This is a genomic window from Halobaculum gomorrense, assembly GCF_900129775.1.
Lineage (GTDB): Archaea > Halobacteriota > Halobacteria > Halobacteriales > Haloferacaceae > Halobaculum > Halobaculum gomorrense.
This window is the reverse complement of the sequence record NZ_FQWV01000001.1, coordinates 138,180-153,726: the sequence shown is the minus strand read 5'-3', so window position 1 is coordinate 153,726 and position 15,547 is coordinate 138,180. Positions and strand designations below refer to the sequence as shown.

Below are 15,547 nucleotides of genomic sequence, written 5' to 3'. Positions count from 1 at the left end.
ATGCATCCCGACGACCACCCGACGACGCCGGTCGACCCGACCGGGACCGAACTGCTCGCGTTCGACCTCTACGACACCGTCCTCGACCGGGTGTCCACGCTCGAACCCGCGCTCGCGGGGATCCTCGACGCCCACGGCGCCGACGCAGATGCCGGCGTGCTCCTGCGACGCTACCTTGCGATGCACTTTCGCGACTCGCTGGTGGACTCGCTCGTCGGCGGCGACCACACCCCCTTCGAGACAATCACCGAGCGGGCGCTCCGCTACCGGCTCGACCAGGTCGGCGTCCCCGCAACCAACGCGGAGGTCCGCGCGTTCGTCGAGTCCTGGCGGGAGCTCGACGCCTACCCCGACTGCGTCGAGCCGTTCGAGCGACTCGCCGACGAGTACGCGCTCGTCGGCCTCTCCAACGGCGACCCGGGAATGCTCTCGGCCGTCACGGAGGACCTCGCGGTGCCGCTCGACGGCTGGGTGTCGGTCGCCGAAGCCGGGCGCTACAAGCCCAACCCCGCGCCGTACGAGCTGTTGTGCGACCGGTACGGGGTCGCCCCCGCCGACGTGGCGTTCGTCTCGGCGCACACCTTCGACACCGTCGGCGCGACGGCCGCCGGGATGGCCGGCGTCTACCTGAACCGCCACGACCGCCCCTACGGCGGGTGGGACCGGCGACCGGACCTGCGCGTGCCGGACCCGGCGGCGCTAGCCGACGCGCTGCTGTGAGCGACCGGACCGGGGCGGGCCGCGGCGGGAGCGGGCGGAGCGGTCAGGGACCCCCGAGCCGCCGGCGCCCGCCTCGTAGTGATTGCGACGAGTCAGTCCGGGATCGACCGCACGACGGCGTGCGGTCGCACCGGTACATCGTCGTAGTAATCGCTATCAGCGGTCGGGGATCCCGCCGGCCTCGCGGAGCGCCGCGAGGCGCTCGTCGTCGTAGCCCGCCTCCCGGAGCACCGCCTCGGTGTCCTCCCCGAGCAGCGGCGGCGCCTCCTCGAACCCCGACTCGGCGCCCGCGAAGTTGAGGGGGTGCTCCAGCGCCTTCATCCGCCCCGTGGCCGGGTGGTCGAGCTCGGTGACGACGCCGCGGGCTTCGGTCTGCTCGGAGGCGAGCGCCTCCGGAACCGTGTTCACCGGCCCGACCGGAAGCCCCGCCTCGTCGGCGAGGCGGTCGACCCACTCGTCGGTCGTGCGCTCGCGGAACGTCTCCGAAAGCTCCGCCTCCAGCTCGTCCATGTGGTCGACCCGGTCGGGATTCGTGGCGAACCGATCGTCCTCGAAGAGGTCCTCGCGGCCGATGGCCGTACACAGCTCCCGCCAGAGCTTCTGGTTCGCACAGCCGACGTTCAGGTAGCCGTCCGCGGTCGGGTACGCCTGATACGGCGCGATCACGGGGTCACGGGTCCCCATCCGGCCGGGCTCCTCGCCCTGGAACGCCTTCGCGGCCTGCTTGGTGAGCCACGGTAGCGCCGCGTCGTGCATCGCGAGTTCCACGCGGTCGCCCTCGCCGGTGAGCTCCCGCCGGAACAGCGAGCAGACGACGCCGAACGCCGCCCACATGGCCGTGATGAGGTCCGTCTGGGGGAGCCCCACTTTCACCGGGTCGCCGTCCTCCTCGCCCGTCACGGACATGATGCCGCTCGTCCCCTGGACAAGCAGGTCGTAGCCGGGGCGCTCGCGCCACGGGCCGGAGTCGCCGAACGCCGAGATGGAACAGTAGACCACGTCCTCGCGCACCGCGCGGATGTCCTCGTAGCCGACGCCGATCCGGTCGGCCGTGCCGGGCCGGAAGTTCTCGACGAACACGTCCGCCTCCTCTACGATGTCGTACAGCGCGGCGAGCCCCGCGTCCGTCTTCAGGTCGAGCTCGACCGACCGCTTTCCGTAGTTGACCGTCCAGAAGTACGGCGATTCGCCGTTGTCGTTCGCCACCGTCCCGGGCCCGTCGTAGTCGCCGGGGTCGACGAACGGCGGCCCCGAGTGTCTGGAGTCGTCACCGACGTCCGGGCGTTCGACCTTGATCACCTCCGCGCCCTGATTCGCCAGCATCGTCGTCGCGAACCCGCCGGTCACGAACGTCGAGAGGTCGACCACCGTCACTCCGTCGAGGATACCGGCCCGCTCGCCGTCGTCGTCCTCTGCGCCGCCGTTCCCATCGCCGGCCTGGCTCCCGCGGTCGCGTTCGCTCATGCGTGCGTGCTATCGAGTACCGTACAAAGGTGTTCCTCCTGCGGCAGACGGCGCGGCGTTTCCCGGGCGGTGGATACGCTTCCACGGTCGACCGACGGGTCGTTCCGTCGCCACCGGCGAGGGCTCATGCTGACGGTCCCGTGGTCGGACGACGGGCTCCCGTGACCGCTACTCGGCGTCCGCGAGCAGCGAGAACGCCTCGTAGCCGTTGTCGATACTCCCTTGCTCCGTCGAGACGTACGGCACGGTCCGCTCGTGGGTCGAGCCGTGCGAGCGCAGCGACACCTCGGCGTGGGTCGCCTCTCCCCCCTCGACGGGCCCGAACACGCTCGTCTCGGTGCCGAGCAGGAGCACGTCGCCGATGCGGTCCGGCGGGAGGTCGAACCGCTCGGCGGCCTCGGCGCGCTCTAAGACCGCCTCGACGCCGTCGACATCGGCGAGGCCGAGCAGGTCTGCGGGCTCCGTCTCCCCGGTCGCGTACGCGTACGCCGCCCCGCCGAGGTTTTGGTGGTGGTAGGTGTGGGCGTCGCGGATGAGACGGATCACCTCGGCGTCGTCCCCCCGTTCCGCGAGGATCGCCTCCGGGTCGACACAGAGCGTCTTCACGTTCATCCCGTGGTCCGCCGTGGCGACGAGCGCGTCGGACTCCGCCGCCAGGCGGCCGAGTCGGTCGTCGAGAGCGCGGACCCACGCGTCGGCCGCCTCCGTCCCGGGCGCGTGCTTGTGCGGGACCACGTCGGTCGTCGAGAGGTACAGCCAGTCCGGCTCGTGTTCGCGGAGGACGTGCACGCCGGCATCCAGCAGCCACGCGGAGGCGTCGCCCGAGTAGATGTCGGGCGCCTCGCCGACGGCCGACTCCAGCCACGCCGGCGGCGCTTCCGCGCTCGCGGCCGTCGACGCCTCCGTCGCGATCAGCCCACGGAGCTTCTCCTTCGTCACGAGCGCAGCGACCGACTCGCCGGCCCGCTCGCGCGCGGCGAACCACGTCTCCGCGCGACGGTGGTCTGCCGTGCGCATGTACGACCGTTCGCCAGTCTCGGGATCGAAGTACGTGTTCCCCGTAATGCCGTGGTCAGCCGGCGGCGACGCGGTCGCCAACCCGACGTTGTTCACGTTTGTCAGCGTCGGCATCGCCGCGGCGCACTCGCCGGCGGCGCCCGCCGCTGCGAGGTCGTCCCACTCCGGCGTTCCTGTCGCGTCAATGTACGCCGGATCCAGCCCGTCGAAACAGACGACGACTCGTGTCACGCTCACTCATACCATAGCCGGTGAGCCTAACGGTTCCGGTAACGGCTATCCGTCCGGTCTGGAACCTGCGCCGCGCCCGTCGGAGTCGGCCGCGTCGCCGTCGGCCACGCGCGCCCGTCCGAGCAGCACCGCGAAGCCGAGCGCGACCGCGCCCGCGAGCGTCTCGCCGTTCGGCCGGCCCGCGATCGCCGGCGCCGACAGGAGGAAGGCGCCGATCCACGCGCGGACGGCGAACAGCTCCCAGTTGTGCCCCGCGTACACGCCGACCGCGTAGCCGTACGTCCGCCGTCGCAGCGCGCCGAGGTCAAACCCGCCGCTCGGCTGGGTCGCGTTCGGGTGCTCGCGGGTGATCGCGAGCAGAAGCGGTCCCGCGATCAGCCCGCCGGCGCCCGTGATCGCGAGCGCGAGCCGAAAGCCGACGGCGTTCGCGAGCGCCGGACCCAGCACGTACGCCGCGGCGCTGCCGGCCGAGAACGAGCCGACGTAGACGCCCATCGCGCGCCCCCGGTCGTCGCCCCGGTACCAGTCGGCGACGAGACGCATGCCCGGGACGTACACACCCGCGGTGCAAGCGCCCGCGAGCGCCCGCCACCCCGCCCCGACGATCGGACCGGTCGCCGTCAACGCGAACCCGAGGGTTGCAAGCGCCGAGCCCACCGCGCCCGCGGCGATCACCCACCGCCTCGGAAGGCGGTCCGCGAGCCGCCCCGCGGGGACGATGGCGAGGACGTACCCCGCTTGGAACGCAGCGAACAGCGCGCCGGCAGCCACTCCAGACAACCCCCACTCGGCGGCGACCGCCGGCAGCACCGCCGGGTAGTTGAACCACGTCAGTACCGTGGCGACGAGCGTCAGGCTCACCGTCACGAGCACGCGCGGCCGGTCGCCGACGCGTACCGGGTCGCTCGCGGGCCCGCCCGCGCCGTCGGTCGACCAGTCGATCGCCTCCATGCGGATTCCCGATGTGACATCTTGAATCTGGGGTCCGAGGATGCCCCGCCCGGACACCCTAGCCGGCGAACCCGCGCGCTCCCTCGGCTCCCACTCGTCCATCTCGCCGTCCACGTCGCCGATGTCGATACACCTTTGTCGCTCGTTCACACCTACCGCTATCCATGGGAGAGACAGCCACACTCGCGTCGTTCGTCTCGCAACTCGCGCTCGACGATGTGCCCGACGATGTCGTCGCGGACGCGACCCTCGCGATCCGCGACTACGTCGGCGTCGCGCTGTACGGGTCGGCCCACGAGGTGGGCGAGCGGGTCTGGCGGTACGCCGACCGCGCGTTCGGTCGCGGACCCGCCACCGCGTTCGGTCGGGGCACGACGACACCGACGGGCGCGGCGCTCGCGAACGGCGCGTTCGGCCACGCAGTCGACTACGACGACACGTTCGACTCGATCGTGATCCACCCGACTTCACCCGTGTTCGCGGCCACACTCGCGGCTTCGCAGGCCCGCCGTGAGGAGTCGATGACGCCGGAGGTGACCGGCCGGGACGTACTCGCGGCGTACGTTGCGGGCTGTGAGGCGGCCTTCCGGGTCGGCCACGCGACCTACCCCAGCCACTACGACAACGGCTGGCACGCTACCGGAACTGTCGGTGCGTTCGGTGCCGCCGCGGCGGCCGCCTCGGTGCTCGACCTCGACGCCGAGACGACCAGGCGAGCCTTCGGCGTCGTTGCCTCCTGCTCGTCGGCGCTGAAGACGAACTTCGGGACGGGCACGAAACCGCTCCACGCCGGCCACGCGGCCGCCGTCGGCGTCCGCGCCGCCCGCCTCGCCGAGGAGGGGCTTACCGCCGACCCGGACGTGCTCGAGGGGGACATCGGCTACGGGGCGGTGATGACCGTCGGCGACGACGGCTACGACCCGACCGCGGTGACCGAGGGGCTCGGCGAGACGTGGGCCGTCACGGACATCGGCTTCAAGCCGTACCCCTCGGGGGTCATCACCCACGCCGCGATGGACGGGATGCGCGACCTCGTCGCCGAGCACGACCTCACACCCGAGACGGTCGAGCGGGTCGTCGTCACCCTCGACGAGGCGGCAGACGAGATGCTCATCCACGCGGACGCCGACACCGAGCTGGAGGCGAAGTTCTCGATCGAGTTCTGCCTCGCGGCGGTGCTGCGCGAGGGCGACGCTGGCGTCCGCGAGTTCACCGACGGGTACGTCCGGGCGCCGGAGACGCGCGCCGCCATGGACCTCGTCGAGCGGGACTTCGAGGAGAACGCCCTCGGCGGCGACTTCGCGGGCTACGGCGCCCGCGTCCGCGTCGAGACCGTCGACGGCGAGACCCACGTGGCCGAGGAGCCGCACGCCCCGGGCGGGCCGGACAACCCCGTTTTACCGGAGCGTCTCCGCGAGAAGTACGACAAGTGCGCACGGGCGGTGCTGTCCCCCGAGGCTGTCGACGCCGTCGCCGAGGCGGTCGAGGGGCTGACCGAGTCGCCGAGCGCGGCGGCGCTGCGCGCCGGCGAGGACGCGCTCTCGACGCTCCTGCGGGGCGTCGCGCCCGACGCCGGCTACCGACTCGCGAGCGCGGACGACCTCGACGCGGTCGAGGGCAAGCCCGGGACGCGGCGGGACCTCTCGACGGCGCTCGGTGTCGACGGCGTGAACGTGAACATTGTGACGCTCGCGCCGGGCGAGCGGCTCTCGGGGAACGCCTACCACAGACACCCCACACAGACGGAGCTGTACTACGTCCTCTCGGGTGAGATCGCCGTCGAGACCGAAGACGGCGGGGAGACGCTCGCCGCCGACGAGGCCGCCGCGTTCGACCCCGGTGCCCCGCATCTCCTCCATAACGTCGCCGAGACTGAGGCCCGCGTGCTCGCGGTCGGGACGCCCGCCGACGGGCGGTACCCGACCGAACGGCTGTGCGGGCACGAGTCGTTCCGCTCTGAGGAGAATTGACATCCTCCCCGCGCTGAAGCGCGAGGATTCACCGTGGGGCGTCCGGCTGTCCAACGCTACCCCGAAGGCAACTCCGACCGTCTCCAGTGACGGGTAGGGGTACTGTGAGGACGGCGGATGAACCTCAACCACGTACTCCCCACCGGGGTTGCCCGTGGTGGACGTGAAACCGTCCGTATCAGCGGGAAGCGACCCCGATTCTTCCGATTGAGAGTTTACGCGAGTTGTCTTACCGCACAATACGACGCCGGGCTACTTGTTCACATTGGTTGTGGAGGGCTTGTCGGATTCATCCCTGCGCTAAAGCACGGGGCTTTCTCCTCGATTTTCCGCAACACCGCAAAAACCGCGAACCGTTCTGAACTCGGTCGGTTTCGGCTTCCTTGATCGCCGGTTGTGACCGGACGAACGCGAACGAGCCCGCACGGAGGCGGGCGGATCGACCGTCTTAGCTCCGCTTCCGCTTCAGGACCTCGTTGATCTCGGTGGCGGCCTTCGAGGTTGCTTCCTTCACGCTCATCCCCTGGCTCATGATGCGCTGATGCATCTTGTTGGGGATCTTGTAGGTGATCGCCGTGTTACCCGGCACGGCGGGGATGGTCGACGGCGAGACCTCCTCGACGGTCTTCAGGGCGGCGCCCTGCCAGAACTCCTTGTGGTAGTCGGTCTTCGAGTAGAAGTCCCGCTTCTTGATCGCGTCGGGCGTCGGCGGGACGAACCCGAGCTTCTTGGAGTTCTGCACCGCGCGGTCCTTGTCAGCGACCCAGAAGTCCAGCAGCTTCCCGGCGGCGTCGAGCTTCGCCTGATCTTTGAACTGCCCGTCGACGAAGGCGATAGCCGGGAGCCACGAGAGGCCGGCGTCGGCCCCGCCCGTGTACGGCAGCCCCCACGTGAACCCGCCGTTCTTCATCATCTCGGGCTTGTTCGAGAGGTAGCCGGCCCACAGGTCCGTCGAGTCCTGGACGTGGTTGACGGCGATCTTCCCGGCCCAGTGTTTGGTCGTCGCCTCCTCGTCGCCCATGCTGATGGCGTTCGCGTCGAAGTATCCCTTCTCGATGAACTCCTTTTGCATGCTGATGGCTGCGCGGGCCTCCTTGGTGTCGATGGCGGCCTCGCTACCGTCCTCGGTGACGACGCCCGTGAGGGATCCGCCGAACTGCGGGATGTAGTTCGAGAGGTACTCCTCGTCGGTCTGTTTCATCCCGGTCGCGTCGGGGAAGTACCCCTTCTGCTGGCCCAGCTCCGTGTCCATGAGCTTCTGATAGATCCCCGGGAGGTCATCCTGGTAGGAGAGCTGGCCCGCCTTGTAGTTCACCTGCTCTTTGGGGATGCCTGCCTGTTCGAGCCAGTCGGTTCGCCAGCAGGTGAGGTACGGCCGTACCCCCAGTGGAATGGTCACGAGTGCGCCGTCCTTGCCGGTCGCCTGCTTCCCCCACACGTAGTGGGGGTTCATCACCGACTGTGAAACGACGTCCGACAGCTCCATCGACTTGAACAGGTCGTTGACCGGTCGGGCGCCGCCGCCAGCGATCACGCCGGGGTTCGTCATCACCTCGATCAGGTCCGGGAGGTCCCCGGCGGCGCGGGCCGCCCGGAACTTCGTGACCATGTCGGCGTAGGGGACGCCTTGGATGTTGACCGTGATACCGGTCTTCTGCTCGAACTGCTTCATGACCTGGTCGGTGTACTCACGTTTGACTTCACCCTCCGTGTAGTACCCGAGCCACATGTTGAGCGTCGGCTTCGAGGTGTCGCCCTTGGTGGCGCCGCCACCGCCGCCGCCGCCATCGCCACCACCGCCGCCATCGCCACCATCGCCGCCGCCACCGTCGCCGGTACAGCCTGCCATCGCGGTCGCCGTTGCGCCTGCACCCAGCCCTTTGAGAACTGTGCGCCGATCGATGCTACCGTCACCGCGTCCGTTTGAGCCTGTCATAGGCTAACACCGAACGCGTTCCGAGCCGTATTATATATAAGTTTCCCCGTCGGCAGTTCCTCTGGCTTAGCCGGGGGTCTGAGCCGTACACGCGCGTCGTGCGGGCGTCGCTGCGAGCGCAAGGCTTAATCGGGGGGCGTATGATACCCCGTCACATGTCCAATCAGACAGCCGTGAGGGGAGTCGGCGAACGGGAGCTGCCAGATTATTTCGCTCAGATCTCGACCGGTCTGTACGCACTCGCCGGCCTGCACTTTCTCGGCGGACTCTACGCCGACTGGAAGCTCTCGGGCACCGCTATCTACCCGTGGTTCGCCATCGCGGACGAGCCGGCGGCCAACAGCGGCCTGTTCGTCGCCGCGATCGTGATCCTCGTGCTCGGCTACCTCGCCTCGAAAGTTGGCGACAAGATCGAGGCCCACCGTACCGAGGAGGTCGACCAGACCCAAGAGTGGACGGTCGACGTCGGCGAATAACCGCGCTCCCTTCTCCGCGTTCGCCATCGCCTGACCGACGGGTCCACCGACCGCGACCGTCGCGACTGGTCGGTGGTCGCGCCCGGTCGTCTCCCGTCCAGTCGTGCTCGTCCGTCCTCACGTTGGAGTCGACGCCGGTGGCTTGTCGGACGAACTGAACGACAGAACAGAGAAACGGAACCGAACCGTCCGGGCCGATCCCGGGCGGGGCGCGGAGTCAGCCCTTGACGCCGCCGCCGCTAGTCAGCCCCTCCACGAGATACTTCTGGAGGTACATGTACATCAGCATCGGGACGAGCATGGTCAAGAAGGTCGCCGCCATGATGTAGTGGAAGTTGGCGACGAAGAACGTCCCCTTCAGTTCGATCAGCGCGGGCGCGAGCGTCGTGTGGAGCTCGTCGCTACCGATGATGAACGCCATGACGTAGTTGTGCCAGGCGAGCAGGAACGCAAGCAGGAACACCGACGCGAGCGCAGGCCGCGAGAGCGGCAGGATCACGCGGAAGAACGCGCCGATCTGCGTGCAGCCGTCGACGCGGGCGGACTCCTCGAGGTTGTCCGGCAGGTCCTCGAAGAAGCCGCGCAGCAGCCAGACGTTGTACGGCAGTGTGAACGCGGTGAACGCGAGGATCATCCCGAGATACGTATTCAACAGCCCGAGCTGCTGCATCAGCACGAAGATCGGGATCGCGAGCAGCACAACCGGGAAGAGGAACCCGGCGACGCTCAGCACGAACAGCGTGTTCTTCAGCGGGAAATCGAGTCGGGCGAACGCGTACGCCGCGAACACCGCCGAGACGGTCGCGAGCCCTGCCGTGCCAACGCTCACGATGAACGTCGCAAGCGTGTACTCCACGAACGGGAACGCCTCCCACATCGTGTTCCACGCCATCTCCGACCACGCCGCCGGGTCGAACGTGACCCACGGAATGCCGAGCGGCGACGTGAAGATCTGTTCGGGCGTCTTCAGGCTGTTCGCGAAGGCGTAATACACCGGGAACAGCATCACAGCCACCAGCACCGCGAGCGAGACATACTTCGCCACAGGCTTGATGTGCTGTTCCCAGTTGAGTCCATTCTCAGAGGACTCGAAGTCGAACTCCCGTCTGTCGACAGCGGGCGTTCCCCCGTCTGCGCGCGTCGTCGTGTCGCCGGTCTGTATAGATTCGTCGTTCATGAGAAGTCCTCCGTCTCGGTCTTCACCCAAATCAGGATCAGTGGGACGACCATCACGGCGAAGATCATGCCGAGCGCGGCCGCCCGCCCCATGCTCCAGTTGATGAACGCCTGTTTGAAGATGGCGACGCCGAGGAACGTGGTGTAGTTCACCGGGCCGCCTTTGGTCACCGCCCACGGGATCGCGACCTTGCCGACGGTGAACACCGTCCGGATCATCACGACGGTCACGATGATGGTGCGCAGGTGGGGCAGTGTGATGTTACGGAACCGCTGGACCGGGCCGGCGCCGTCCACTTTCGCGATCTCGTACAGCTCGCTGGGGACGGACTGGACCCCCGCGAGGAACACGACGTACATGAACCCGAAGTCGCGCCACACCTTCGCGAGCACGATGGCCCAAAACGCCCACGGGGAGTTGGCGGTCATGCCGCCACCCGCTGGGATGTCGAAGATCGGCGAGAGTATCTGGTAGATGACTCCGTACGTTGCCGCCTGCTCCATCGTGGCGAACACCAGCCCCGCAGCGATGGGTGGGCTCGCGTACCCCGCGAGCATGATCCCCCGCCAGAGCGGTCGCGCGGGCATCGCCTCGTTCATCACGAGCGCCGCCGCCAGCGCGACCACGAGGTCGAGCGGGATGACGACGAACTCGTACAGCAGGGTCATCTTCAGGCTGAACACGAACAGCGCTTGACCGCCGCCGATGAGCCAGTACTTGTAGTTCTCCAGCCCGACCCACGGGTCGGCCACGGTCGGCGGGATGGTAAACTGCTTGAACGAGAGCAGAAGCCCGTTGACCAGCATCGGGTAGAAGACGATCACCGACAGAATGGTGAGCGTCGGCAGGAGGAACAGCAGCCCCTGCAGTGAGCCGTACTCCTCGAGGATCCGGTCGAGGAACGACCGTTGGCTGGCTCCGAAGCGATCGTCGTCCTGTTCGATCGTCGCCATCAGCCGTCCACCTCGCCGGTGTCGTCCCCGTCGATCCTGCCGTCACCGCCGTCGGTGACGAACTCACCGGTGTCCGCGCCCGCCTCGACCGATGGGTCCTCCGCGTGGACCCACTTGAGCACCTTCGGGCCGCTCGGGCTGAAGAAGTGAGAGTTCGGCCAGTTGACCGAGACGCCGATGTCGTCGCCCTCCTCGACGGCCGCGTTCGACGGGACGACCGCCTCCATCCGGCGGTCGCCCACGTCCATGTAGACGATCTTCCGGTCGCCCATCGGCTCGATAACTTCCACTCGCGTGTCGAACAGTCCCTGTCCCGGGTCGGTGATGCCAAGGTCCTCCGGGCGGATGCCGATTACGACCTGATCGCCGTCGAGGCCCGCCGCGAGCGGCTCAGCGATGCTGTCGGGCAGGTCGAAGCTGAACACGTCGTGGTCGATGGTCGTCCCCGTCAACGAACACTCGAAGAAGTTGATGGCTGGCGAGCCGATGAAGTCGGCGACGAACAGCGAGTTGGGGTCGTGGTAGATCTCCTCGGGCGGGGCCACCTGCTCGATGCGCCCGGCGTTCATCACTGCGATGCGGTCGCCCATACTCATCGCCTCCTCCTGGTCGTGGGTGACGAAGACGGCGGCCACGTCGAGTTCCTGCTGGAGTTCTTGGATCTCCGTGCGCATCACCGCTCGGAGCTTCGCGTCGAGGTTGCTGAGCGGTTCGTCAAGCAGGAAAATCGCCGGGTCCCGAACGATGGCTCGTCCCAGCGCGACCCGTTGCTGTTGTCCCCCGGACAGCTGCGTGGGGTACCGGTCAAGCAGGTCGCCGATCTCCATCGTCTCGGCGGCCCATCGGACCTGTTCGTCGATGGTTTCGCGGTCCGCCCCGCGCATCTTGAGGCCGAACGCCATGTTCTCATACACCGTCATCGACGGGTACAGCGCGTAGTTCTGGAACACCATCGACACCTCGCGGTCCTTCGGTGGGAGGTTCGTCACCTCGTGACCGCCGAACTCGATGGTGCCGCCGTTGGGGGTTTCCAGCCCGGCGATACAGCGCATCGTCGTCGACTTGCCACATCCCGAAGGGCCGACGAGCACCAACAGCTCGCCGTCCTCGATGTGGAGATCGATGTCGTCGATGGCCACGACCTGTCCGTCGTTGAACGTCTTGCGTACGTCCGTGAGTTTCGCGTCTACCATGTGTCAAATGCCTCCGTGTCGTTCCCGCGGATCGTCCATGTCCGTTGGTTCGTCGTCCGGTTCGCCTCGCTCCCGACTCCGGCGGAACCGCCGGGATCGACGGCGACCGGAATCACCGCGCCCCCGCGTTCGGGTCGGTCATCCGTCTGATCCCGGCGCGCACCACCGGAACGAACATGATCGACGCGATGATCAGCCCAATGGCGGCAACCGACCCGTCGACGGTTCCGGCCTCTCCGACTGGGCCCTCCAGCCAGAAATACAGCGGGATGCACAGGGCCGCGTACACCACCACCGCCACGGACGTGGGATATCGCCGTGATATCTTGTCTCGGGTGTCTCCTGTTCCCATGACGGGGGAATTTAGAGATTTAGTATAAATAATCACAGGGTAGTGACCACATTTAGTGGTGGTTCGGCGAGAGGCCCGGTGCGTTTGGGACCGTGTGTTTATTTTGTCGGGGTGGAATTCGCCCGGTATGGCCGATGAACGAGCCAGTTCGGGGAACAGCCCTCCCGACGAGGAGGAGGAGGCCGACGCGGCCGTCGACGTGTACGAGGGGGGCGTGGGCGACCGAGAGCGGCGCCGGCCGATCGAATCGACCGGCACCGGCGACTCCAACGGCGGCGAGGCGATCGAGCCCGAATCGGTGCCGGTGCTCGCGCGTGTCCCGGAGTGGCCGGTCACGCTCGGTGCGGGCTGTCTCGCGGCCGCGGCGCTTGTCACCGTCGCCGGCGCCGCGTTCTTCGGATACGCCTTTCTCACGGAGGCGGCGGTCGGCATCGCCCCTTCGCGGCTCGCGCTCGCGACCGTTCAGTTCGGTGTCGTCTCGGTGCTCTTGGGGCTGGGGACGCGCTTCGCTCGGCAGCGCCGCCGCTGGCTGTTCGTCATGATCGCCGGCGCCGCCGGCTTGCTCACGATCGTCGCGGCTCCGTTGGCGCTCGTCGCGATCGTGACAATCGGGCTGGGACGATATCACTTCGCGCTCAACACGCCGATGGAACAACTCGTCGGCCCGCAGGAGGGGACCGACGGCGACTGAGTTCGACCGGCAGCTACACTCGGTCGCGGAGATCCGCCAGGACGGAAGCCGTCCCGGCGTCTCCTCCGAGGTCAGGCGTCCGCGGGGCAGAGCTGTCCGCGAGTTGGTCCTCGACTGCCCCCCACAGCGTCTCGCCCGCGGCGCTCGCGTCGGCGTCCCCGACGGCCTCACCGCGGTGCGCCAGCAGCATCGACGCCGACAGGACAGTCGCGAGCGGGTTCGCGACCCCGTCGCCGGCGATGTCGGGCGCAGAACCGTGGACCGGCTCGAACATCGAGGGATGCTCGCCGCCGGGGTCGACGTTCGCGGAGGGGGCGAGCCCCATACTCCCTGTCACCTCCGCGCCGATGTCGGTGAGCACGTCGCCGAAGAGGTTCGAGGCGACGATTACGTCGAACGCATCCGGCCGGCGAACCAGGTCCATTGCCGCCGCGTCGACGAGCAGCGACTCGACTGACACCTCGGGGTACTCCGCGCCCACCTCGCGGACGATCTCGTCCCAGAACGGCATTGAGTGCGCCTGGGCGTTCGACTTCGTGACGCTCGTGAGCCGCCCCTCTCGGTCGGCGGCCGCCTCGAAGGCTGCGCGGACGACCCGCTCGGTCCCCCGGCGGGTGAACACTGCCGACTGGACGGCCACCTCGTGCGCATGGCCGACGTGTTCGCGGCCGCCGACGTCCGCATACTCCCCCTCGGTGTTCTCCCGGTAGACGACGAAGTCGATATCGCCCCCGTCGTACCCCCGCAGCGGGCTCTCGACTCCGTCGAACAGTATCGAGGGTCGCCGACAGACAGACTGGTCGAATCGCTTTCGGATCGGCAAGAGCAGGCCGTGGAGCGAGACGTGATCGGGAACCTCCGGGTGGCCGACCGCCCCCAACAGGATCGCGTCGTGGTCCGCGAGCATCCCCAGGAACCCCTCGGGAGCCATCGCTCCCGTCTCTAGGTACCGTTCGCTTCCCCAGTCGTACTCCGTGAACGCGAGGTCGACGCCGTGGGCCGCCGCGACCCGCTCGACGAGCGGGATCGCGTCCGCCATGACCTCGGGGCCGATACCGTCACCCGGAACGAGTGCGATGTCGTGTGTCACGTCCGCGGTGTGCTCTCACGGAACATATAGAGCCGCCGGCTGCCGCGAGCGGTCGAGGCCGGGGGGGTCGATCGGACGGCGGGGAGTCGGCCGCTCGGTGGACGGGCCGCCGACCGGACCCCGGGACCGGCCGCCGCTCGCTCACGGTCGGTCGACCCGGAACGCGTCGAGCACGTCGGGGTCGACCTCGAGGCCGATTCCGGGTTCCTCCGGGATCGAGACCGCGGGACCGTCGGGTTCGATGGGATCGCGGGCCAGGTCGTCACGGATCGGGTTCGGCGTCCGGTCGAACTCTACCATCGGGTCGCCCGGCGTCGCCGCGAGGAGCTGGAGGCTCGCGTGCAGCGCGACCGCGCTCCCGAACACGTGCGGGAACGGCTGCACGCCCCGGGCCCACGCGGCCTCGACGGTCCGCCGCGCCGCGGTGAACCCGCCGGCGCTCGTCACGTCCGGTTGAGCGTACCCGATCAGCCCCCGGTCGGCCGCCTCGGCGAACCGCGGCTCGAACGCCCAACACTCGCCCGCCGCAAGCGGCACCGGCGAGCGGGCGGCGAGCCGCTCGTATGCGTCCAGCCGCTCGGGGTGCAGCGGCTCCTCGAAGAACCCCACGTCGAGGTCAGCCAGGCGATCGGCGACCCACCGGGCGTCCGCGAGGTCGTACGCGTGGTTGGCGTCGACGAACAGCCGTACGTCCGGGCCGACGGCGTCGCGGACCGCCCGGACGAGCGAGACGTCGTCCCGGCGGTCGGCGTCGAAGTGCCGCGAGAGCCCGATCTTCTGTTTCACCGCCTGGAATCCGGCGTCGACGTGCCCCGCCATCTCTGCGGCGACCGCCTCGCGCACGTCGTCGACCGCGTCGGCCTCCGGAAAGAACCCGCCGGTCGCGTACGCCGACACGGCGTCACGGCGGCGGCCGCCGAGCAGCGACGCGACCGACTCGCCGAGCAGCCGACCCTTCAGATCCCACAAGGCGATGTCGACGCCCGAGAGCGCCCCGACCGGCTCGTAGGAGTGGTGTGCCGAACGGAGCGCGTGCCGGAGGTCCGCGTAGATCGCCTCGACGTTCCCGGGGTCTCTCCCCTCGACGAGGGGGGCAATCGTCTCCTCAACGACCGCGTGGTTGCCGGCGATCGGGCCCCAGCACTCGCCCCAGCCGACGGCACCGCCGGCCTCGATTCGGACGAGGCAGTACTCGCGCGTCCCGATTCACTTCTGTGCGTTCGCGAAGCGTCCGTCGAGATCGCGCCGGAGCGGCACCGCCTCGACGCGCTCGACCTCGGCCGCCGTGGAGTCGTACGCCATGGGGTGTGACGCGTCACCGTGGTC

At 68.7% G+C, this 15,547-nt stretch carries 14 protein-coding genes; 4 read left to right on the top strand and 10 right to left on the bottom strand.

What is annotated here, in order from left to right; all coding sequences use genetic code 11:
- Window positions 1–720 carry a haloacid dehalogenase type II gene (locus BUE16_RS00755; protein ID WP_073306519.1) on the top strand — a complete coding sequence of 240 codons (720 nt, stop codon included), beginning with the start codon at window positions 1–3 and terminating at the stop codon, window positions 718–720.
- A gap of 156 nt (window positions 721–876) precedes the next feature.
- Here BUE16_RS00755 and BUE16_RS00750 read toward each other — a convergent pair whose 3' ends face one another.
- The 3 genes from BUE16_RS00750 to BUE16_RS00740 form a co-directional block, all read right to left on the bottom strand.
- On the bottom strand, window positions 877–2,184 hold the full coding sequence (locus tag BUE16_RS00750) for a CaiB/BaiF CoA transferase family protein (protein WP_079991429.1): 1,308 nt from the start codon (window positions 2,182–2,184) through the stop codon (window positions 877–879).
- A gap of 168 nt (window positions 2,185–2,352) precedes the next feature.
- Complete coding sequence (locus tag BUE16_RS00745; RefSeq protein WP_073306518.1) at window positions 2,353–3,432, bottom strand: alkaline phosphatase family protein; 1,080 nt, start codon at window positions 3,430–3,432, stop codon at window positions 2,353–2,355.
- Window positions 3,433–3,477: 45 nt separating this feature from the next.
- The gene (locus BUE16_RS00740) at window positions 3,478–4,485 is read right to left on the bottom strand and encodes an MFS transporter (protein WP_234972298.1); all 1,008 of its coding nucleotides are present in this window, start codon (window positions 4,483–4,485) and stop codon (window positions 3,478–3,480) included.
- 62 nt (window positions 4,486–4,547) lie between these two features.
- On the opposite strand from BUE16_RS00740, the gene BUE16_RS00735 reads away from it, so the two are divergent.
- Window positions 4,548–6,353 (top strand): MmgE/PrpD family protein, encoded by a 1,806-nt coding sequence (locus BUE16_RS00735; protein WP_073306516.1) that lies wholly within the window; start codon window positions 4,548–4,550, stop codon window positions 6,351–6,353.
- A gap of 448 nt (window positions 6,354–6,801) precedes the next feature.
- Here BUE16_RS00735 and BUE16_RS16530 read toward each other — a convergent pair whose 3' ends face one another.
- A complete protein-coding gene (locus BUE16_RS16530; protein ID WP_073306513.1) occupies window positions 6,802–8,202 on the bottom strand; it encodes an extracellular solute-binding protein in 1,401 nt (466 codons plus the stop codon).
- A gap of 242 nt (window positions 8,203–8,444) precedes the next feature.
- Between BUE16_RS16530 and BUE16_RS00725 the strand changes: the two genes are divergently transcribed.
- Window positions 8,445–8,765, top strand: a complete 321-nt coding sequence (locus BUE16_RS00725) for a hypothetical protein (protein ID WP_073306510.1) — start codon at window positions 8,445–8,447, stop codon at window positions 8,763–8,765.
- Between the two features lie 217 nt (window positions 8,766–8,982).
- Here the strand turns inward: BUE16_RS00725 and BUE16_RS00720 are convergent, their stop codons facing one another.
- The 4 genes from BUE16_RS00720 to BUE16_RS00705 form a co-directional block, all read right to left on the bottom strand.
- A complete protein-coding gene (locus BUE16_RS00720; RefSeq protein WP_073306509.1) occupies window positions 8,983–9,942 on the bottom strand; it encodes a carbohydrate ABC transporter permease in 960 nt (319 codons plus the stop codon).
- Window positions 9,939–10,895 carry a carbohydrate ABC transporter permease gene (locus BUE16_RS00715; RefSeq protein WP_073306507.1) on the bottom strand — a complete coding sequence of 319 codons (957 nt, stop codon included), beginning with the start codon at window positions 10,893–10,895 and terminating at the stop codon, window positions 9,939–9,941. Before BUE16_RS00715 ends, BUE16_RS00720 begins: the two co-directional genes overlap by 4 nt.
- Window positions 10,895–12,088, bottom strand: coding sequence for an ABC transporter ATP-binding protein (locus tag BUE16_RS00710; protein WP_073306504.1), 1,194 nt, complete (start codon window positions 12,086–12,088; stop codon window positions 10,895–10,897). The genes BUE16_RS00715 and BUE16_RS00710 overlap by 1 nt, the downstream gene beginning before the upstream one ends.
- Before the next feature lie 112 nt (window positions 12,089–12,200).
- On the bottom strand, window positions 12,201–12,440 hold the full coding sequence (locus BUE16_RS00705; protein WP_143165333.1) for a hypothetical protein: 240 nt from the start codon (window positions 12,438–12,440) through the stop codon (window positions 12,201–12,203).
- A gap of 127 nt (window positions 12,441–12,567) precedes the next feature.
- Between BUE16_RS00705 and BUE16_RS00700 the strand changes: the two genes are divergently transcribed.
- The gene (locus tag BUE16_RS00700) at window positions 12,568–13,131 is read left to right on the top strand and encodes a hypothetical protein (RefSeq protein ID WP_073306500.1); all 564 of its coding nucleotides are present in this window, start codon (window positions 12,568–12,570) and stop codon (window positions 13,129–13,131) included.
- A 13-nt stretch (window positions 13,132–13,144) separates the two neighbouring features.
- On the opposite strand, the gene BUE16_RS00695 is transcribed toward BUE16_RS00700, so the two are convergent.
- Both BUE16_RS00695 and BUE16_RS00690 read right to left on the bottom strand, forming a co-directional pair.
- A complete protein-coding gene (locus tag BUE16_RS00695; RefSeq protein WP_073306498.1) occupies window positions 13,145–14,221 on the bottom strand; it encodes an isocitrate/isopropylmalate dehydrogenase family protein in 1,077 nt (358 codons plus the stop codon).
- A 141-nt stretch (window positions 14,222–14,362) separates the two neighbouring features.
- Window positions 14,363–15,427, bottom strand: coding sequence for a mandelate racemase/muconate lactonizing enzyme family protein (locus BUE16_RS00690; RefSeq protein ID WP_268762476.1), 1,065 nt, complete (start codon window positions 15,425–15,427; stop codon window positions 14,363–14,365).
- Between the last annotated feature and the right edge of the window lie 120 nt (window positions 15,428–15,547).